14 protein-coding genes are annotated in these 21,203 nt (G+C 62.4%); 13 read left to right on the forward strand and 1 reads right to left on the reverse strand.

Features of this window, described 5'->3' with window-relative positions; translation table 11 throughout:
- Positions 1-681 precede the first annotated feature (681 nt).
- The 7 genes from ACZM8Y_RS14125 (at position 682) to ACZM8Y_RS14155 (ending at position 10,155) form a co-directional block, all read left to right on the forward strand.
- Positions 682-1,902 carry a YgeY family selenium metabolism-linked hydrolase gene (locus ACZM8Y_RS14125; RefSeq protein ID WP_482334888.1) on the forward strand — a complete coding sequence of 407 codons (1,221 nt, stop codon included), beginning with the start codon at positions 682-684 and terminating at the stop codon, positions 1,900-1,902.
- Positions 1,903-2,062: 160 nt separating this feature from the next.
- Positions 2,063-3,025, forward strand: coding sequence for a carbamate kinase (locus tag ACZM8Y_RS14130; protein WP_482332964.1), 963 nt, complete (start codon positions 2,063-2,065; stop codon positions 3,023-3,025).
- Positions 3,026-3,037: 12 nt separating this feature from the next.
- A complete protein-coding gene (ygeW, locus tag ACZM8Y_RS14135; RefSeq protein ID WP_482332962.1) occupies positions 3,038-4,234 on the forward strand; it encodes a knotted carbamoyltransferase YgeW in 1,197 nt (398 codons plus the stop codon).
- A gap of 347 nt (positions 4,235-4,581) precedes the next feature.
- Positions 4,582-7,161 carry a selenium-dependent xanthine dehydrogenase gene (gene xdh / locus ACZM8Y_RS14140; RefSeq protein ID WP_482332960.1) on the forward strand — a complete coding sequence of 860 codons (2,580 nt, stop codon included), beginning with the start codon at positions 4,582-4,584 and terminating at the stop codon, positions 7,159-7,161.
- 73 nt (positions 7,162-7,234) lie between these two features.
- Positions 7,235-8,506: an amidohydrolase family protein gene (locus ACZM8Y_RS14145; RefSeq protein ID WP_482332958.1), complete on the forward strand. Its 1,272-nt coding sequence runs from the start codon at positions 7,235-7,237 to the stop codon at positions 8,504-8,506.
- Positions 8,507-8,532: 26 nt separating this feature from the next.
- Entirely contained in the window at positions 8,533-9,903 is a 1,371-nt protein-coding gene (hydA, locus tag ACZM8Y_RS14150) for a dihydropyrimidinase (protein WP_482332956.1), read from the forward strand.
- Between the two features lie 36 nt (positions 9,904-9,939).
- Positions 9,940-10,155 carry a hypothetical protein gene (locus ACZM8Y_RS14155; RefSeq protein ID WP_487480116.1) on the forward strand — a complete coding sequence of 72 codons (216 nt, stop codon included), beginning with the start codon at positions 9,940-9,942 and terminating at the stop codon, positions 10,153-10,155.
- 24 nt (positions 10,156-10,179) lie between these two features.
- On the opposite strand, the gene ACZM8Y_RS14160 is transcribed toward ACZM8Y_RS14155, so the two are convergent.
- Positions 10,180-10,431, reverse strand: a complete 252-nt coding sequence (locus tag ACZM8Y_RS14160) for a hypothetical protein (RefSeq protein ID WP_482332951.1) — start codon at positions 10,429-10,431, stop codon at positions 10,180-10,182.
- A gap of 39 nt (positions 10,432-10,470) precedes the next feature.
- Between ACZM8Y_RS14160 and ygfK the strand changes: the two genes are divergently transcribed.
- The 6 genes from ygfK to ACZM8Y_RS14190 all read left to right on the forward strand — a co-directional run bounded on the left by ygfK (position 10,471) and on the right by ACZM8Y_RS14190 (position 21,107).
- Entirely contained in the window at positions 10,471-13,779 is a 3,309-nt protein-coding gene (gene ygfK, locus ACZM8Y_RS14165) for a putative selenate reductase subunit YgfK (protein WP_482332949.1), read from the forward strand.
- A gap of 359 nt (positions 13,780-14,138) precedes the next feature.
- The gene (gene yqeB, locus ACZM8Y_RS14170; RefSeq protein WP_302553186.1) at positions 14,139-15,014 is read left to right on the forward strand and encodes a selenium-dependent molybdenum cofactor biosynthesis protein YqeB; all 876 of its coding nucleotides are present in this window, start codon (positions 14,139-14,141) and stop codon (positions 15,012-15,014) included.
- A gap of 50 nt (positions 15,015-15,064) precedes the next feature.
- Positions 15,065-17,398 (forward strand): xanthine dehydrogenase subunit XdhA, encoded by a 2,334-nt coding sequence (gene xdhA, locus ACZM8Y_RS14175; RefSeq protein WP_479858543.1) that lies wholly within the window; start codon positions 15,065-15,067, stop codon positions 17,396-17,398.
- 848 nt (positions 17,399-18,246) lie between these two features.
- A complete protein-coding gene (gene xdhB / locus ACZM8Y_RS14180; protein ID WP_479858544.1) occupies positions 18,247-19,146 on the forward strand; it encodes a xanthine dehydrogenase subunit XdhB in 900 nt (299 codons plus the stop codon).
- A complete protein-coding gene (xdhC, locus tag ACZM8Y_RS14185; RefSeq protein ID WP_302553183.1) occupies positions 19,140-19,670 on the forward strand; it encodes a xanthine dehydrogenase iron sulfur-binding subunit XdhC in 531 nt (176 codons plus the stop codon). The genes xdhB and xdhC overlap by 7 nt, the downstream gene beginning before the upstream one ends.
- Before the next feature lie 111 nt (positions 19,671-19,781).
- A complete protein-coding gene (locus ACZM8Y_RS14190) occupies positions 19,782-21,107 on the forward strand; it encodes an NCS2 family permease (RefSeq protein ID WP_479858545.1) in 1,326 nt (441 codons plus the stop codon).
- Positions 21,108-21,203 lie beyond the last annotated feature (96 nt).

Raw genomic sequence — 21,203 nt, forward strand, 5'->3', positions numbered from 1 at the left:
CTCCCAAGACTTTTGACCTTATCGAATCCCTCTTCTTGGAAAGTTCGTATGGAAGGGGCCTGCTCCTTTGCGGAGGCGGCCCTTTCTTATTTTTATGGCTCTGTCAGAGTACACAGTTGTTTTGTTTCAACAATATATTGAAAATATATGCTTTTTCTCCAATTTTTTTCCGCTGGTGGGCTCTGTGATTGGGGGATTTTATTGGTTATTTCTTTGGAATTGGCTGTGTTCAATTTTACGGTTGATGATTTTTTCAATGAAAATCAATAGATAAAAGTTCATTTCACGTCTGGTGATGCGGGCCTCTCTCATTTTTTGTTCATTACATGAAATCCAGTTTTGAAGAATTGTTGCGAGACCTCCAGATAGTTTCCAAAAAACTCTTCCTTTCCAGTTGGAATCTTGTATCAACCACAAACTTAAACACAGCCTTGGAATTTCAAGGAAATAAAGTATCAACCGTTTTCTATGACACAGCCATTTTTATCCGGGCAACGGCATTGCGTTTTCCCGAAATGAGAATTTTCTCAAACTGAGAAGCCTTTTGGAATGCCGGAGCGTATGGATGCGCGTTTAATCGGTTTGTTTTGTTCGCTATCATGACGGCTCACAGCGTTGGCCCGACAATTGCTTCTTGGGAAGCAGGCCGGACATCCGGCATCATTCCTCTGGAGGCTTCCCATGAGCACCGTCGATTTTTCCCGTGTCAACGAACTCGCCCAAAAGTATGAACCGGAAATGACCCGGTTTCTGCGCGATATGATCCGCATCCCCAGCGAAAGCTGCCAAGAAGAAGGCGTGATCCGGCGCATCAAGGAAGAAATGGAAAAGGTCGGCTTCGACAGGGTCGAAATCGACAAGATGGGCAACGTCCTCGGCTACATCGGAAACGGCCCCCGCCTCATCGCCTTTGACGCGCACATCGACACCGTGGGCGTCGGCAACCGCTCCAACTGGACATTCGATCCCTACGAAGGCTACGAAGACGCCGAAACCATCGGCGGGCGCGGCTCGAGCGATCAGGAAGGCGGCATGGCCAGCATGGTTTATGCCGGGAAGATCATCAAAGAGCTTGGCCTGTGCCCCAAGGACTGCACCATCGTCATGGCCGGAACGGTGCAGGAAGAGGACTGCGACGGCCTGTGTTGGCAGTACATCATCAATGAAGACGGCCTGAAGCCCGAATTTGTGGTATCCACCGAACCCACCGACGGCGGCATCTATCGCGGCCAGCGCGGGCGCATGGAAATCCGCGTTGACGTGAGCGGCGTATCCTGCCACGGTTCCGCCCCGGAACGCGGCGACAACGCCATCTACCGCATGGCCCACATCATGACAGAGCTTGAACAGCTCAATGCCCGGCTCGCGGACGACCCTTTCCTCGGCAAGGGCACCCTCACCGTTTCCCAGATTTTCTACACCTCGCCCTCCCGCTGTGCGGTGGCGGACAGTTGCGCCATTTCCGTGGATCGCCGCCTGACCTTCGGTGAGGACAAGGATCTCGCCATTTCCCAGATTGAGAATCTCCCCTCGGTCAAGACCGCCGGAGACAAGGCCAAGGTGTCCATGTACACCTATGAAGTCCCCTCGTGGACCGGCCTCGTCTACCCCACCGACTGCTACTTCCCCACGTGGGTCCTGCCCGAAGACCATGTGGTGACGAAATCCACCGAAGAGGCTTACCGCAGCCTGTTCGGACGCGCCCCCCGCACCGACAAGTGGACTTTTTCCACCAACGGCGTGTCCATCATGGGCCGCTACGGAATCCCGGTCGTCGGCTTCGGCCCCGGCAAGGAAAAGGAAGCCCACGCCCCCGACGAAAAGACGTGGAAGCAGGATCTCATTGAGTGCGCGGCCCTGTACGCCGCCCTCCCCGCCACCTACGTCGCCAATACCCAATAGCCACACGGCAATAATCCCCGTCCTCAAACAGGGATTCAATAAAAACGAAAGTTTTAGGAAGATGAGGGGAGGGGGTCCGGGGGAGGGGAGAAGGAAGCCCTTCTCCAGAAGGGGTCCTTCTCCCCTCCCCCGCTTTCCCCTTCCTCCTCAGGAGCACGCCATGAGCCGGAAACTTGCGGTCATCGCCATCGGGGGCAACTCCCTCATCAAACACCGCGACAAGCAAAGCGTCGAAGACCAGTACTTCGCGCTGTGCGAGACGATGGAGCACATCGCCGACGTCATCCAACAGGGCTGGCAGGTACTGATCACCCACGGCAACGGCCCGCAGGTGGGGTTCATCATGCTGCGCTCGGAAATCGCCCGTGCGGTCGCGGGGATGCACATCGTCCCGCTGGTAAGCTGCGTCGCGGACACACAAGGCGCCATCGGCTACCAAATCCAGCAATCGCTCGACAACGTGCTCAAGCGGCGCGGCCTTGCGGACAAGACGGGCCGGACGGTTTCGCTGGTCACGCAGGTTCGCGTGGACATCGCCGATCCCGGCTTCAACAATCCTGACAAGTTCGTAGGCGAATTCTACGCCGAGGATCAGCTTGCGGAACTGCGTCGACAGCATCCCGACTGGATACTCAAGCCGGACGCCAACCGAGGCTGGCGGCGTGTAGTCCCTTCGCCCAAGCCCTGCGAAATCATTGAGCTGGACGCCATCCGCAGCCTGCTCGGTTCCGGGTTCAACGTGGTCGCGGCGGGTGGGGGCGGCATCCCGGTGATCCGTATGCCCGAAGGCATCTTTGGGGTGGACGCGGTCATTGATAAGGATCTCGCCTCGTCCCTGCTGGCGACGCAGCTCGGCGCGGACATGCTCGCCATCTCCACAGGCGTTGAAAACGTCGCGCTCAATTACGGAACCCCCATGCAGCGCCCGCTGCACAGCGTCACCGTCTCCGAAATGGAACGCTACCTTGCCGAGGGGCACTTCCCCGCCGGGAGCATGGGCCCCAAGATCAAGGCCGCCGTGGACTTCATCCGCAGCGGCGGATCGGAAGTCGTCATCACCAGCCCCGAATATCTCAACGCCGCGCTCACGAAGGGGGCGGGCACACATATTACCAAAGAGTAACAGGAGCACATCATGGACAAGATCCGCATCCGCAAGCTGATCGGTAGCCTCGCCAAGCGCGATTACCGCCGCATGTATATGAACGACTTCTTCCTGACATGGGAGAAGACCGACGACGAAATCGCCGCGACCTTCCTTGTGGCGGAAATCCTGCGCGGCCTGCGGGAAGCCAACACCTCCTGCCGGATGTTCGATTCCGGGCTCGGCATCTCCCTGTTCCGCGACAACTCCACGCGCACCCGGTTCAGCTTCGCCAGCGCCTGCAACCTGCTCGGCCTTGAAGTGCAGGATCTTGATGAGGGCAAGTCGCAGATCGCCCACGGAGAAACCGTGCGTGAAACCGCGAATATGATTTCCTTCATGGCCGACGTCATCGGCATCCGCGACGATATGTACATCGGCAAGGGCAACGCCTACATGCACACGGTTTCCGACGCCGTGCAGGAAGGTTACCGCGACGGCGTGCTGGAACAGCGGCCCACGCTGGTCAACCTCCAGTGCGACATCGACCACCCCACCCAATGCATGGCGGATATGCTGCACATCATCAACCATTTCGGAGGGGTGGAAAAGCTCAAGGGCAAGAGGATCGCCATGAGCTGGGCCTATTCTCCCTCCTACGGCAAACCCCTCTCCGTGCCGCAGGGCGTCATCGGCCTGATGACCCGTTTCGGCATGGACGTCGTGCTGGCGCATCCCGAAGGCTATGAAGTCATGGGCGGCGTCGAGGAGGTGGCCCGCCGCAACGCCGCCGCGACCGGCGGTTCGTTCACGAGGACGAACGACATGGCCGAAGCCTTCGCTGGCGCGGACATCGTGTACCCCAAGAGCTGGGCCCCCTTCGCGGCCATGCAGCAGCGCACCGATCTCTACGGCGCGGGCGACATGGACGGCATCAGGAAGCTCGAAAAGGAATTGCTGGCCCAGAACGCCGACCATAAGGATTGGGAATGCACCGAGGAGCTGATGGCCTCCACCCGCAACGGCGAGGCGCTGTACATGCACTGCCTGCCCGCCGACATTTCCGGCGTATCCTGCGCCGAGGGCGAAGTGGCCGCCGGCGTGTTCGACCGTTACCGCGTGCCGCTGTACAAGGAAGCCAGCTACAAGCCCTATATCATCGCGGCTATGATTACCCTTGCCCGCAAGCGCAACCCTGCGGATCTGCTCCTCGATCTGCTCGAAAAGGGCGGTCAGCGCTGCTTGTAAGGGAAAAATGAAGGCGCTGGGAAGGGAGCCCCCAAAGCCCCTCCCCCGGACTTGCCGGAGCGGTTTTCCCCTCCCGTAAGACTTTGGATGATGGGGAGGCCGCGCAACGGAAGTTCCGCCGTGCCGGAAGCCGGAACAAAAGGCAAGGCATCGCAGCGTTTATAACCCGCCCCTGAAAAGTTTTACTTTGCGGAGTGCGGGCAAAGCCGTATAACCATACGTAGAAAGAAAACTCCCGATGTGCCCCCTCACCGCAGGCCCAAAGCCTTTGGGGAGGGGAGCGGGACAGGGGAAGCGCGCTGAAGCCTCCCCTCCCGCACAATCCAGCGCCTTGCAGGAGGGATGCCATGATCGCGTTCAGACTCAACGGGCAGGCCACGATGTATGACGGCGATCCCGCCGCTTCGCTCCTTTCCTATCTCCGCAATGACCGCCGCCTCACGGCGGCCAAGGACGGCTGTTCCGGTCAGGCCGCCTGCGGAGCCTGCCTTGTGGAACTGAACGGCAAGGCGTGCCTCGCCTGCTCCACCCCCATGAGCAAGGCAGCCGACGGCGACGTCGTCACACTCGAAGGCTTGCCGGAAACGCTCAGGCGGACGCTCGGCATGGCGTTCGTCAACCGCGGGGCCGTCCAGTGCGGGTTCTGCACCCCCGGCTTCCTCATGCGGGCCAAGGTACTCCTGCAAACCAATTCAAACCCCACCCGTGAAGAGGTCGTCAAGGCCGTCCGCCCGCATCTGTGCCGCTGTACCGGCTACGTCAAGATTGTGGACGCCATCCTCGACGCCGCGAGGTTGTTACGCGAAGGAAACATTCCCGAACCCGACGACAACCCGCGCCTCGGATCGGGCTGGCCCAAGTATGGCGGCTACGAACGGGCGATTGGAACCCGCCCCTTCGTCAACGACATCGACGCGCCCGGCATGGCGCACGGAGCCATTGTCTTCAGCGGGCATCCCCGCGCCCGCGTGCTTGCCATCCATACGGATGAAGCGGCGGACATGCCCGGCGTCGTCCGCATCCTGACCGCCGACGACATCCCCGGCGAGCGTGTGCTCGGCCTTTACGCCAAGGACTGGCCCGTCTATATCAAGGTGGGCGAAATCACCCGTTACATCGGCGACGCGCTGGCCTGCGTGGTCGCGGAAACCGAAGCCGAAGCCCGTGCTGCGGCGGCCTGCGTCAAGGTCGATTATGAAGTTCTGACGCCGCTCCTCGACATGGAGGAGGCGGAAACCTCGCCCATCCATATCCACGAAAACGGCAATATCCTGCTCGACAAGACCATCAGGCGCGGCGAACCCGTGGACGACGCCTTGGCCCGCTGCGCCTTTACCGCCGAGGCCACCTACCGGACTCAGGCCGTCGAGCACGCCTTCATCGAGCCCGAAGCGGCGCTGGCCGTTCCCGAAGCGGGCGGGGTGCGCCTCTATGTCCAGTCCCAAGGCATCTGGCACGATAAGGCGGATATAGCCGCCCTGCTCCATGTCCCCACGCCCAAGGTCACGGTCACGCTTGCCGACTCCGGAGGCGCGTTCGGCGGCAAGGAGGACTTCACCTGCCAGCCCCATGCCGCGCTCGCCGCGTATCTGCTTGGGCGTCCGGTCAAGGTGCGGCTCTCCCGGCCCGAATCCATCCGCATGCACCCCAAGCGCCACGGCATGAAGCTCCATTACGTCATCGGCTGCGACGAAAGGGGAATCCTGCAGGCCGCCAAGGTTCGCATCCTCGCGGATACCGGAGCCTACGCCTCGGCGGGCGGCCCGGTCGTCACCCGTACAGGAACCCATGCCGCCAGCGCCTATCACATCCCCTCCGTGGACGTGCATGTGAAGGCGGTATTCACGAACAACCTTCCGGCGGGCGCATTCCGGGGGTTCGGGGTCAACCAGTCGAATTTCGCTATGGAATGCCTCATCGACGAGCTGTGCGAAAAGGGCGGCTTCGACCGCTGGCAATTCCGCTATGACAACGCCGTGGCACCGGGCCGCATGGTCACCACCGGGCAGGTGCTCGGCGAAGGCACGGCCCTGCGCGAAACCCTGCTCGCGGTGCGCGACGCCTTCCGCAGCCACCCGCGGGCGGGCATCGCCTGCGCCATCAAGAATTCCGGCATCGGCAACGGCATCCCCGAACCCTGCGATTGTTACCTTGAAGTGCACCCGGCCCCGGAACAGCCGGCGGGCGCGCGGCTCGTCCTGCATCATGGCTGGACGGAGATGGGGCAAGGCATCAACACGGTAGCCCGGCAGATGCTGTGCGAGGTGGCGGAACTCGGCCCTGATGTTGCCGTCGACATGACCGCATCCACCGAATACGGGGCCTTTGCGGGCAGCACCACCGCCAGCCGGGGCACGTTCCAGCTTGGGCACGCCGTGGTCAACGCCGCCCGGCAGCTTCGCGGCGATCTGGACAAGTACGGCGGACGCCTCGACCGTCTCGTGGGCCGTTTCTACAAGGGGCACTACGACTCGGCGGGGCAGACTTCCGGGCAGGGCGCGCCGGGAGAAATCCGCAACCACGTCTCCTACAGCTTTGCCACGCATGTGGTATTCATGGACGAGGAAGGCGGGATTGAAAAGATCATCGCCGCGCACGACTCAGGCCGCGTCGTCAACCGCCCGCTCTACGAAGGGCAGGTACAGGGCGGCGTGGTCATGGGCATGGGCTATGCCCTGACCGAAAGCATCCCGGTCAGGGACGGCTATCTGACCTCCGGCAGGCTCAACGCCTGCGGCCTGCTCCGTTCGGTGGACGTGCCGGAAATAGAGGTCATCGCCGTGGAAGTGCCCGATCCCGAAGGGCCGTGCGGGGCCAAGGGCATCGGGGAAATCGCCTGCATCCCCACCGCGCCCGCCGTCGTCAACGCCCTGTACCTTGTGGACGGCGTGAGGAGGCGGGAACTGCCCGTGGGCAGGAAGAAGTAGCGCTTCCGGCGGCAAGGGACGCCGCCCCTCCCTTGATTATCCATCGCATTCCCTATTCCCAAAGGAGCCGACAATGAGCCTGTATCTGCGCAACGCCACATGGATCGACCCGGAAACGTTCAAGGCAAGGGCCACGACGATCAAGGTGGAAGAAGGCCCGTTCGGCGGGATGGCGCTCGACGCCCACGCGCCTGCGGAGTGTCCGCCGGAAGACGCCGTATTGGACTGCACGGGCCGCCTCGTCATGCCCTCCTTCGGCTGCGGGCATCACCATATCTACTCGGCCCTTGCGCGCGGCATGCCTCCCGCGCCCAAGGCCCCGGCGAACTTCCTTGAGGTGCTGGAATACGTCTGGTGGCGCATGGACAAAAAGCTCGATCACGACATGATCGAGGCCAGCGCCCTTGTTACCGCTCTGTACTGTGCCAAGAACGGCGTAACCTTCGTCATCGATCACCATGCCTCGCCCTTCCATCTGGACGGCAGCCTTGAAACCATCGCCAAGGCGCTGGATCGCGTGGGCCTCGGACATCTGCTCTGCTACGAAATCTCCTGCCGTGATGGAGAGGAGATCAAGGAAAAGGGGCTCGCCGAAACCGACGCCTTCCTGTCCTCCGGGCGCAAGGGCCATGTCGGGCTGCACGCCTCCTTTACGGTGGACGACGACCTGCTTGGGCGCGCCGTGGAGCTCGCCCGCAAGCACAAGACGGGCGTACATATCCACGTCGCCGAAGGCATCGAGGATCAGGAACACTGCGCCCGCACCTACGGCAAGAGTGTCGTGCGCCGCCTCTCGGACGCGGGCGTGCTTGATCTGCCCCTGTCCATCCTTGGGCATTGCGTCCATCTTGATGCGGAAGAGCGCGACCTCATCCGCACTTCGCCCTGCTGGGTCGTGCAGAACACCGAAAGCAACCTCAACAACAACGTCGGGCTTGGGCGCTACAACGATTTCCCCCGCGTCATGCTCGGCACGGACGGTATGCACAGCGACATGATCCGCAGCGCGCAGTCCTCCTATTTCATCGCCGGGCTCGCCGAAGGCGGCATGTCCCCCCTGGCGGCCTGCCAGCGCCTCCGCGCCGTACACGCGCACATCCAAGGCCACAATGCGCCGGGCGGCGGGGCGAACAATCTGGTCATCCTCAACTACGATTCCCCCACGCCGCTGACGCAGGACAACTTCCCCGGACACTTCTGCTATGCCTTCGACGCCCGCAACGTGGAGTCCGTCATCAGCCAAGGCAGGCTCATCGTGGATCACGGCAGGCTCACCGGCATGGACGAGGCCGACATCCTCGCCTACGCCAACGAACAGGCCCGCCGCCTCTGGGCTTTGCTGTAAACCATCAACAGGGAAACAGGTTCACCATGCGCATGCTTATTACCGGCGGGCTGGCCGCACGCGCGGACGGCGTCTTCAACACGGACATCCTGATTGAAGGCGGCCGGATTCTGGAACTCGGCGAACGGCTGCACGAGGCCCAGCAGCCTGAAGGAACGGAAATCGTGGACGTATCCGGCTGCGTGGTCATGCCCGGCGGAGTCGATGCCCATACCCACGTCAACCTGACGGTGGACGGCGCGCACGTCTCCGACGGTTTCGGAGCCGGGACGCTGGCGGCGGCATGGGGCGGCACCACGACCATCGTGGAACATCCGGGCTTTGGCCCGCAGGGATGCGATCTTCCCCATCAGCCCACCGCGTATCTGGAGCAGGCGGAAGGCCGCTGCTACACGGACTACGCCCTGCACGGCGTATTCCAGCATGTGGACGACGCCGTCCTTGCCCGGATTCCCGAAGCCGTGGCGCAGGGATTTCCCACGCTCAAGGCCTACACCACCTACGGCGGCAGGCTGGATGACGAAGGGCTGCTACAGATTCTCGCCGCGCTCAGGGATGCGGGCGGGCTGCTCGCCGTCCATTGCGAAAACCACGCCATCACCCGTTTTCTGGGGGACAAGCTGCGCCGCGAAGCGCCGCGCGATCCTATGAGCCATCCCCGGAGCCGCCCGGCCCGGTGCGAGGCCGAGGCGATCAACCGGATTCTGAAACTGGCGAAAACGGCGGAAGCGCCCGTGTACATCGTGCATCTCTCCACGGCGGAAGGTCTGGCCTGCATCCGCGAGGCGCAGAAGGCCGGGCAGCCGGTCATTGCCGAAACCTGCCCGCAGTACCTTCTGCTCGACGAGTCCGCCTATGCCGAACGGGACGGCCTCAAGTACGTCATGGCCCCACCCCTGCGGACGGAAGCGGATCGCGCCGCGCTCTGGGAGGGCCTCGCGGACGGCAGCATCTCGGTTGCCGCTACCGATCACTGTGCCTTCCCGCTGGCCCAGAAACGGGAACGCGGGAAGGAAAGCGTGCTGGATTGTCCCGGCGGCGTTCCCGGAGTCGAAACCCGCATCCCCCTGCTGTTCAGCGAAGGCGTACTCCACGGGCGTCTGACGCTGCCGCGTTTCGTGGACGTGGTGTCCACGTCTCCGGCCCGGATCATGGGGCTTGCCTCCAAGGGACGCCTCGAACCCGGCGCGGATGCGGACATTGTGGTCATCGATCCCACGGATGAACGGCTGATCAAAGCCCGGAACCTTCATCAAGAGGTGGACTGCACCCCGTATCAAGGCATGGTCGTGCGCGGCTGGCCCCGCCATGTCTGGCTGCGCGGCGAACCTATCATTTTCGGCAGGCAGCTCTCCGGGCATGCCGGACAGGGAAGGTTCATTCCGAGGACGCTCTAGGCCGTGCCGCCAATCAGATATAATCTGTTGAAAATTATGGCTCTGTCATGGCATATGGTTGTTTTATTTCAACAGAATGCTGAAAAGAGAGACTTTTTCTCCAATTTTTCCGCTGACGGACTCCATGATGGGGGAACTTTATTGGTTGTTCCTTTGGAATTTCAAGAAAGAAAACATCAACCGTTTCCTATGACACAGCCAAAATTATTTAACCATTTTAAGCTACAAAAATATTTCAATAATTTAAAATAATTACATATAACACAACAACACAACCTAAGGCCATTTCAAAATAAAAGGCTGTACCATAGAAAAGGGTTGATGCTTTTTTCCTTGGAGTCCCAAAGGAATAACCAACAAAATGCCTTGGCTATGGATTCCACCAAGGGGAAAGCTGGAGAAAAAGGCTGCATTTTCACCGCGCTGCGGAGATGAAACAACCACATACTCTGACAGGGCCAAATAAAATGGCCTCGCCGCACGCAGGTGCGGGCGGCGCGCGAAAAACCTTTCTTCCCCGATGCCCATCCCCCTCCAGTTTCCACGGAGTTTCAAGGAGACGCAGACATGCATACCGATCGCTTCACACCGCTGGACGCCGCAACGCTGCTCCGCTGGATGCAGCACGACCTGCCGAACAAACAACTGTTCGGCATCGGCCGGGAGCTTTTCTTTATGCCGAAGCCGGATGATCCGTTCCGCATGGAGCGCTACGGCAAGGTGCTGGAAACCCCGCTCGGCGTGGCCGCCGGCCCGCATACGCAGCTTGCCCAGAACATCCTGTCCGCGTGGCTGTGCGGCGCTCGGTATATCGAACTCAAGACCGTGCAGGTGCTCGACGAGCTGAACGTCGCCAAGCCCTGCATCGACATGGCTGATGAAGGCTACAACTGCGAATGGTCGCAGGAGCTGAAGCTTGATCAGTCCTTTGAAGAGTACCTCAAGGCTTTCGTGCTGCTGTATGTGCTGCGCGACATGCTCAGCCTGCCCGCGGAGGCCGAACCCGGCAAGGGGCCCGGCTTCATCTTCAACATGAGCGCGGGCTACAACCTTGAAGGCATCAAGAGCCCCGCCGTGCAGCGTTTCCTCGACCGTATGGAAAACGCGGAAGAAGACGTGAAGCGGATCAAGGCCGAGCTGGCCCCGCTCTACCCCGCCATCGAGAAGATGCCCATTCCGGCCCGCCTCTCCGACAATCTGACGGTCTCCACCATGCACGGCTGCCCGCCCGGCGAAGTGGAGAGCATCGGCCGCTATTTCATCACCGAACGCAGGTACCACACGACCATCAAGCTGAACCCCACCCTGCTCGGCCCCGAACGCCTGCGCGACATCCTGAATACGCAGCTCGGCTATGACGTATGCGTTCCCGACGAAGCCTTCGGGCACGACCTCAAATACAACGACGGCATAGCCATCATCCGCAACCTCACCGCAGCCGCCGAAACGGCGGGCGTGGCCTTCGGGCTCAAGCTGACCAACACGCTCGAAATCGCCAACGAAAAGCAGAACCTGCCCCGCAGCGAAGGCATGGTGTACATGAGCGGCAGATCCCTGCACCCCATCAGCATCAACCTCGCCGAACGGTTGCAGCAGGAATTCGACGGGAAGCTGGACATCGCCTTCTCCGCCGGGGTGGATACGTTCAACGTGGCGGACACGCTGGCCTGCGGCCTCCGTCCGATTACCATGTCCTCCGACATCCTCAAGCCCGGCGGCTACGGGCGGCTGCACCAGTACCTCGGCACGCTGCGCGCCGAAATGCGCAGGGCCGGGGCCCGCTCCATAGCCGAATGGGAAAAGGGCCGAGCGCCGAACGCCGGCAATCCCGGTTTCGCCAACCTCGTCAGCTATGCGGCGGCTGTCCTCGGCAAGCGCAGCCGCTACCACAAGGAACGCTTCCCCTACGTTTCAGTCAAGACAGAGCGCCCGCTCCCGCGCTTCGACTGCGCCGCCGCGCCCTGCATGTCGGGCTGTCCGGCGCAACAGGACATCCCCCGGTATCTCGACGCCGTGGCACGGGGCGATTTCGAGCTGGCGTGGCGGGTCATCACCGCCACCAACCCGTTCCCGAACGTTCAGGGCATGGCCTGCAACCATCAATGCCAGAGCCGGTGTACCCGCATCAATTACGACAAGCCGCTCATGATCCGCGAGGTCAAGCGCTTCGTGGCCGAAAAAATGGCCGAAGCCGCTTCCGGCGTTTCCGCCGCAAAAACCGGGAAGCGCGCCGCCGTCATCGGGGCGGGCCCTGCCGGGCTGTCCTGCGCCCGCTTCCTCGCCGCACAGGGAGTGGAGGTGCACCTGTACGAAGAAAAGCCCGTGCCCGGCGGCATGGCGGGCGACGCGATCCCCCCGTTCCGCCTGACCGGGGACAGCCTGAGCCGCGACATCGACGCCATCCTCAAGCTGGGCGTGCGGCTCCATAAGGATACGCCCGTGGACGCCCCCCTGTTCGGCAGGCTGGCAGAAGAAAACGACGCCGTCTATATCGCGGTGGGCGCGCAGGAAAGCCTGCCCCTCGGCATTCCCGGCGAAGACGCCGCCGGGGTTCTGGATCAGCTTTCGTTCCTCTCCGCCGTGCGCCGGTGTAAGCCCACGGGCATCGGTTCCCACGCCGTCGTCATCGGGGCGGGCAATTCCGCAATGGACTGCGCCCGTGCCGCCAGACGCCTCGTGGGGGAAAACGGCAGCGTGACCATCGCCTACCGCCGCACCCGCAAGGAAATGCCCGCCGACGTCGAAGAAATCGAAGCCGCGCTGGATGAAGGCGTTCGCATCGTGGAACTGTGCGCCCCTGAGGAAGTGCTTGCCGATGGGGGCCGCGTTTCCGGCCTGCGCTGCCGCCGGATGCGGCTGGTTCCCGATCCCGACGGCGGGCGTCCCCGTCCCGTTCCCACGGATGAGGCCTTCACACTGGACGCGGATACGCTCATCGTGTCCATCGGGCAGCGGGTGAAAGCCGGCTTCCTGCCTGACGGCATGACGCTTAAGGCCGATCCCCATACCAGCCAGACATCGCTGCCGAACGTGTTTGCGGGCGGCGACGCCGTGCGCGGCGCATCGACCCTGATCAACGCCATAGCCGACGGACGCCATGCCGCCGAAACCATCCTTGCCCGCCTCGGCCTGTCCGCACAGGCGGCCACAGCCACGCCGTCCGACGAGCGGAGGCCGGATCTCGACGGACTGCGCATCCGGCAGGCCACCCGCGTCATGGGCCCGGCCCTGCCGGAACGCAGCCCGGAAGAAAGGCTGGATTTCGATCCCGCCATCCGTACCCTTACCGAAGAGGAGGCTATGGACGAATCCCGCCGCTGCCTCCAGTGCGATCTCGTCTGCAACGTCTGCACTACGGTCTGCCCCAACCGGGCCAACGTCGCCCTGCCCTCCCTGCCCATGCCGCACCCCGTACAGGTTGCGGTGCGCGACGGCGACGGCGTGCGCGTGGAAACGCTTTCCAACCGGCGGCTCGGACAAAGTTACCAGATAGTCAATATTGCCGACGCCTGTAACGAATGCGGCAACTGCGCCACCTTCTGCCCTTCGGCGGGTGCGCCGTACCGGGACAAGCCCCGTATCCACCTGTCCCGCGAATCCTTCGGCAACGCCCCGGACGGCTATCGGCTCGCCAGCCCGTCACGGCTGGAAGGCAAACGCGGCGGCAGGGCCTTTTCCCTGACTGCGGAAGAAGGGGGCTTCGTCTTTGAAAGCGATGCCATCATCACCCATATCGACGGCGGGACCCTCTGCGCCACCAAGGTCATACTGAGCGGCGACGTCAACGAGGCCGCCCTGTCCGGCGCGGTGGAGGCCGTCATCCTCTTCCGGCTGTTGGCCCGCAAGCAGCCTTTTGCCGGGCCGAAGCGCAAGTAGCCCCTCCACGCCCGCGGTATCCGGGACTCCTCCGCCGGATGCTGCGGGCCCTTCCCACACATGGCAAGCCGCCGATTGCATCGCCCCCCTTCCCCGGATGCTGCGGCTCTTCCGCATCATGGCCCCGGATCCCCGAAGACGGCGCATCGGCACGGCACCGGCTCGAAAAGCCGCCCGGCGCAAAGAAAATTTTATAGATTCAACAATATGTTATTATTGTTTTTTCTTATTTTTGCAACAAACACGATATGAAATAGCTACAAAGGCTGCCGACCAGAACCCACGGTCTAGTTGTGTCATCCTGTCACTGGGTATATAGTTCGGGGAAATACCTTTCTTCGGGCAGCAGGAGTTGCAGCATGTACCAATACCAACAGTTTACCATTCTTCTCCGCGGCGGCGGGGACATCGCTACGGGCATCGCGCTCAGGCTCTACCGTTCCGGCTTCCGGCACATCATCATTCTGGAAACGGCGCACCCGATGGCCGTCAGGCGCAGGGTGGCCTTTTCCGAAGCCGTCTATGAGGGCCTCTGCACGGTGGAAGGCATCACGGCGGCCCTCGCCCCCCGGCCCGAAGAAATCGCCCCGCTCTGGGACGCCGGGTGCATCCCGGTCATGGTCGATCCGCAGGGCGTCACCATCCCCCGCCTCCGCCCCGAAGTCATCATTGAAGCCACGCTCGCCAAACGGAACGTCGGCGTGGGCCTCACCGACGCGCCCCTCGTCATCGGCGTAGGGCCCGGCTTCACCGTGGGCGAAACCGTCCACTGCATCGTCGAAACCAACCGGGGGCACAACCTTGGGCGCGTCCTCTACTCCGGCAGCGCGGAGCCCGATACCGGCATTCCCGGCGACATCGCGGGCATGACCACCGAGCGGGTGCTGCGCGCTCCGCAGGCCGGCATTTTCCTCAGCCGCCACGACATAGGGGATCATGTGAAGGCCGGCGATGTCGTCGCCACCGTTGAGGCCGACGGCGTATCCAAAGAGATCCGTACCGTCATCAGCGGCGTTATCCGTGGGCTTTTACGTTCGGGAACGCCCGTTACGGATCGCATCAAGGTCGGCGACGTCGATCCGCGCGACAACACGGTCTGCCACCACGTATCGGACAAAGCCTTTGCCATCGGCGGCGGCGTGCTGGAAGCCATCCTCGGACGCTTCAACCGCCCCTGCCGTATCCGCAGGGGCATCCTCCACTGCCCTGTGGACAAGAACGTGTCCACAGCGTAAACAACGCCACACAGCGAACCATTCCACACCAGAAGAACAGGAGAAGCGGCATGGCAATCGGACAATCCAAACAACGGCTGGATGCCGAAGCCAAAGTGACGGGGCGGGCCCGGTACACCGACGATATGGGCCTGCCGGGCATGCGGCACGCCGCCTATGTGCACAGCACCATCGCCCACGGCATGGTTCTTTCCATTGATGCCTCGGAAGCCCTGTCCCTGCCCGGCGTCGAGGCCGTCTTCACCGCCGATGACGTGCCGGGATTCCTCTTCCCCACAGCCGGGCACCCCTATTCTATGGATCCGGCGCGCGGGGACGTGGCCGACCGCCTCCTGCTGACCAAGCATGTCCGCTATTACGGCGACGAGGTTGCCGTGGTCGTGGCCCGCGACGGCCTCACCGCCCGCAAAGCCGCCCATCTGGTCAAAGTCGAATATGAGCCCCTCCCTGTCGTGACCTCGGCGGAAACGGCGCTGGCCCCCGGCGCCCCCATACTCCAGCCCGCCATCAATCCCGACGGCAACCTGCTCAAGCAGCACACCCTCGAATGCAACGGCACCCTCGACGAAGCCCTTGCCGCCGCCGACGTGGTGGTTGAGGGCGCCTACCGCACGCCGACCATGCAGCACTGCCATCTGGAAAACCAGACGGCCTACGCCTACATGGACGACATGCGGCATATCGTGATCGTCAGCTCCACGCAGATCCCGCACATCTGCCGCCGCGTGGTCGGGCAGGCGCTCGGCATCCCGTGGTCGTCCGTCCGGGTCATCAAGCCCTACATCGGCGGCGGGTTCGGCAATAAGCAGGATGTGGTGCTGGAACCCATCGTGGCCTTCCTGACCATGAAGCTCGACGGCGCGCCCGTAAGCATGGAACTGACCCGCGAGGAATGCATGCTCTGCACCCGCGTGCGCCATGCCTTTGCCATGACCGCACGGGCCGGGGCCACAAAGGACGGCAAGCTCCTCGGCTACGGCCTCGACGTGCTCTCCAACACCGGGGCCTACGCCTCGCACGGGCACTCCATCGCGGCGGCGGGCGGTTCCAAGGTCTGCTACGTCTATCCGCACGCCACGTACCGCTTTTCAGCCAAGACCTTCTACAGCAATATTCCCGTGGGCGGGGCCTGCCGGGGCTACGGCTCTCCCCAGACCGCCTATGCCATCGAATGCCTCATGGACGATACGGCCCGCGCGCTCGGCATGGACCCGCTGGATTTCCGTCTGAAGAACACCGGACGCAACGGCGACGTCTCCCCGCTCAACGGCAGGCCGATCGCCACGCTCGGCATCAGCGACTGCCTTGAGGAAGGCCGTGAACGGTTCCGGTGGGACGAACGCAAGGCCGCCTGCAAAGCCTTCAATGAAGAAGCCGTCCGCACGGGCAGCCCGTTGCGGCGCGGGGTCGGCGTGTCCGCATTCAGCTACGGTTCGGGGACGTACCCCGCCAATGTGGAACCCGGCAGCGCCCGCCTCATCCTGAATCAGGACGGCACGGTGAACCTCATGGTCGGCGCGACGGAAATCGGGCAAGGCGCGGATACGGCCTTTGCCCAGATGGTTTCGGAGACGCTCGGCGTCGCGTATGAAAGCATCCATGTCATCTCCACGCAGGACACGGACATTACGCCGTGGGATCCCGGTGCCTACGCCTCCCGCCAGACCTACACCTGTGCCCCCGCCGTGCATGCCGCCGCGGACGAGCTGCGCCGGAAGATCCTCGGCTATGCCGCCGAAATGACCGGCCATACGCCCGCCGCCCTGACCATTGCGCCGACCGCGCAGGGTGATGCCGTGGCCTTTGCCCGCAATCCCGAAAGCGTCGTGGTCACGCTGCACGATTTGGCGATGGATTCTTTCTACAACAAGGATCGCGGCGGGCAGCTCTCCGCCGAGGCATCCTTCAAGACGCGCCAGAATCCCCCCTCCTTCGGCGGCTGCTTTGCCGAAGTGGAAGTGGACATCGAATTGTGCAAGATCCGCATCGTGCACATCCTGAACGTGCATGACGCCGGGGTGCTCATCAACCCCGCGCTCGCCACGGCGCAGGTACACGGCGGCATGGGCATGGGCATCGGCTGGGCGCTCTATGAGGAACTGCTCATCGATCCCGCCACCGGGCGCGTGTACAACAACAACCTGTTGGACTACAAGCTGCCCACAACCTGCGACATTCCCGATCTGGACTGCGCGTTTGTGGAAACGCAGGAACCCTCCGGCGCATACGGCAACAAGTCGCTCGGCGAGCCGCCGCTCATCAGCCCGGCCCCGGCGCTCCGCAACGCCGTCCTCGACGCGACCGGCGTCGCCGTCAACGCCATCCCCATGACGCCGAAGCTGCTGTTTGAGGAATTCGTGAAGGCCGGATTGATTAAGGGATAGAAGAAGCATCGGGGAGGGGAGAAGGCGCCCTTCCGGGAAATCCCCATGTCTGTGCCATAGAAAACGGCTGATGTTTTTCCCTTGAATTTCCAAAGGGATAAACGGGAAAAGGCCTTAGCCGGGGATTCAGCCGAGGGGAAAACTGGAGAAAAAGGTCGTATGTTCACTGTGCTGCGGAGATGGAACAACCGCATGCCATGACAGGGCCATCCCCATAAAGAGGGCAGACGAAGCCTCTCCGAACTCCCCCTTATCCGCCAAGGGCTTTCATGTACGGGCTTCAGGACGGCCTGTACGGCAGGACGATGCCGTAGGAAATGGCGGCCCGGCCGGGAAACAGGCCCGGAGCAGCCTTTGAGCGAAGACGGCCAGTTGGAAAGGACTGTCGGAATAACGGCCGGCGCTTTCTTTTGTGGAATGCCCAATAAACAAGGCTGCGCCGTAGGAAATGGCTGATGCCTTATTTCTTGCCTGCCCAAAGGAAAAACCAGCAAAAGGCTTCAGTCATGGGGTCCTTCCCGCAGAAAAGACTGAAAAGAGCTGTATTTTCACCATACTGTGGAGATGAAACGCCCCATCACAGGGCATAAACAATCAATGAAGCGCCTCAGTCATGGAACCTGCCGATAAAAATACATAACACAGCATTATTCATCATGTTGTGTGGATAGGCCAACCGGATGCCATAGCAGGCCCCCAAAAAGGGGACAGCGCCTTTTTCCGGCATAGCCTGAACCGCCTTCCGTGCCCTCTCCCCGCCAGCCCAAATGGTTGCGGGAGCGGGTTCGGGGGAGGGGGCTTTTTGAAAACCTCCCTCCTCCGGGCATCCTCAACCCAAAGGATCTCCCATGTTCGATATACAATCCTACCAAAAAGCGGAATCCGTAAACGACGCCATCCGCCTGCTCGGAGAAGATCCCGAAGCCCGCCTTATCGCGGGCGGCACGGACGTGCTCATCAAGCTCCGGGAATTCAAAGGCTTCTCCCGCCTCGTGGACATCCATGGCCTGCCTGAGCTGAAACCCATTGTCCGCGAGGCGGACGGCACCGTGCGCGTGGGTTCAGGGGCCAGCTTTACCGATATTGAGGAATCCCCCGTCATCCGCGGCTGCATCCCCATGCTTGGGGAATCCGCCGCCAGCGTCGCCGGGCCGCAGATCCGCAACATGGGCACCATCGGCGGCAACCTCTGCAACGGGGCCGTCTCCGCGGACACCTGCGCCCCCGTCCTCGCCCTGAACGGCTATCTCAATATCAGGGGCCCGCAGGGGGAACGCACCATCCCCGCCCTCGGCTTCCATACCGGCCCCGGCAGGGTCGCCCTCAGGCAGGATGAAGTGCTCCTTTCCGTGGAATTCCGGCCTGAAGACTGGCAGGGCTGGGGCGCTGCGTACCACAAATACGCCATGCGCGAGGCTATGGACATCGCCACCATCGGCTGTGCGGCGGCCGTCAGGCTTGACGGGGCGGCCATTTCGGGCATCCGGCTGGCCTATTCCGTATCCGCGCCGATCCCTGTGCGCTGCCCCGGCGCCGAAGCCACCGCTTTGGGCCGCTCCGTGACGCCCGAAGATCTGCCCGCCACCCTCGCCGCGATCAGCGCCGCCGTGGAAAAGGACGTACAACCCAGAACCTCGTGGCGCGCCAACCGGGATTTCCGTATGCACATCATCCGTACGCTGGCGGAGCGCGTCATTGCCCGGTGCGTCGTCCGCGCCGTCGAACTTCAGGAGGCCGCCTCATGCTGAAAACCATACGCTGCACCGTCAACGGCAAGGCACGGGAACTTTCCTTTGACGTCCGCTCCTCGCTCCTCGAAGTCCTGCGCGCCGAGGGCCTGACCAGCTCCAAACAGGGCTGCGGCGTGGGCGAATGCGGCGCGTGTACCGTGCTCGTCGATAATGTCCCTGTGGATTCCTGCATTTTCCTTGCCGTCTGGGCGGACGGCAAAACGATCCGCACCGCCGAGGGCGAAGCCAAGGGCAACCGGCTTTCCCGCGTCCAACAGGCCTATGTGGACGCCGGGGCCGTCCAGTGCGGCTTCTGTACGCCCGGCCTCGTCATGAGCAGCACGGCCTTTATTGAAAAACACAAGGGCCGGCCCGTTACCCGCGAGGAGATCCGCCGCGGGCACGCCGGGAACCTCTGCCGCTGCACGGGCTACGACGCCATCATCGCCGCCGTGGAAAGCTGCCTTAACGACACGCCGCCGCAAAACGCCTGCGCCTGCCTCCGCAAACCGGACGGGCCATGCCCCCATCATCAAAGCTGAGCAAAATCAGCCCAGTGTTTCGCCAGACTTGCCCTGTCCATGATTCGCATGTACAGGGTTGTCTGTTTCAGAGGGAATCATCCGCAACCATCCAACCACCGGGGGACGCCCATGGCCCAGACACAAGGCATACTGGAACGTGTTTTCAAGCTGAGCGAAAAGGGGACGACCGTCAAAACGGAAATCCTCGCCGGCCTGACGACTTTCGTTGCCGTGGCTTACATCATTTTCGTCAATCCAAGCATCCTTTCGGACGCGGGCATACCCAAAGAAGCCGCCGTTGCCGCAACAGTCTGGTCTGCGGTCATCGGCAGCGCCATCATGGGCCTCTGGGCCAATTTCCCTGTGGCGGTGGCCCCCGGCATGGGGTTGAACGCCTTCTTCGCCTACTATGTCTGCGGCGTCCTCGGCCTGCACTGGACTGTGGCCCTCGGTGCGGTGTTCTTCTCAGGCATCGTCTTCCTGCTGCTGACGCTTACGCATATCCGCCAACTGCTCATTGACGCCGTGCCCATGAACCTCAAGTACGCCATCGTCGTCGGCATCGGCATGTTCATCGCCTTCATCGGGCTCCAGAATGCGGGCATCGTGGTCAAGAACGACGCTACGGTGGTCACCCTCGGCCATATCACCCAGCCCGGCCCGCTGCTGGCCTGCTGCGGGCTCATCCTCACGGCGGGGCTCATGGCCCGCAATGTGCAGGGGAGCCTGCTCATCGGCATCCTCGTGACCGCCGTGCTCGGCATGGTGCTCGGCGTGTCCCCGGCCCCTTCCGGGATCGACAGCATCATGAGCTTCTCCCTCCCAAGCCTCGCCCCCACGCTCATGCAGCTCGACATCATGGGCGCGCTCAAGTACGGCATCATTTCGATCATCTTTACCTTTACCATCGTCGAGCTGTTCGACAACATGGGTACGCTCATCGGCCTCTCCCGCAAGGCCCGGCTGATGGACGACAAGGGCCACATCGAGAACCTCGACAAGGCGCTGGTCACCGACTCCATCGGCACGGTGGTCAGCAGCTTCCTCGGCACTTCCACCGTCACCAGCTATGTGGAAAGCGCCGCGGGCGTCTCGCAGGGCGGCCGTACCGGCCTGACAGCGCTGACCGTGGCGGTTCTGTTCGCCGCCTCCTTGGTGTTCGCCCCGCTCATCGGCCTTGTGCCCGCTTTCGCCACGGCTCCGGCCCTGCTCATCGTGGGCGCCCTCATGATGATGGAAGTGATGAACATCGACTTCAACGACTTTACCGAAGGCTTCCCCGCCTTCATGACCATCATCATGATGCCGCTGACCTACAGCATCGCCAGCGGGTTCGGATTCGGATTCGTCAGCTACGCCGCCGTGAAGCTCCTTTCCGGGCGTGCCCGCGAAGTGAGCCTTTTCATGTGGATCATCACCGCCATGTTCGTCATCAACTTCGCCATGCGGGGTTAGAGAAAGCGGGGTTGGAGAGAAAGGGAGAAGAGGATATTGGATTGGAGAGGGGGAAGGGGAAACTTTCTGGAGAAAGTTTCCCCTTCCCCCTCTCCA

The sequence above is a fragment of the Bilophila sp. genome, from assembly GCF_057864385.1.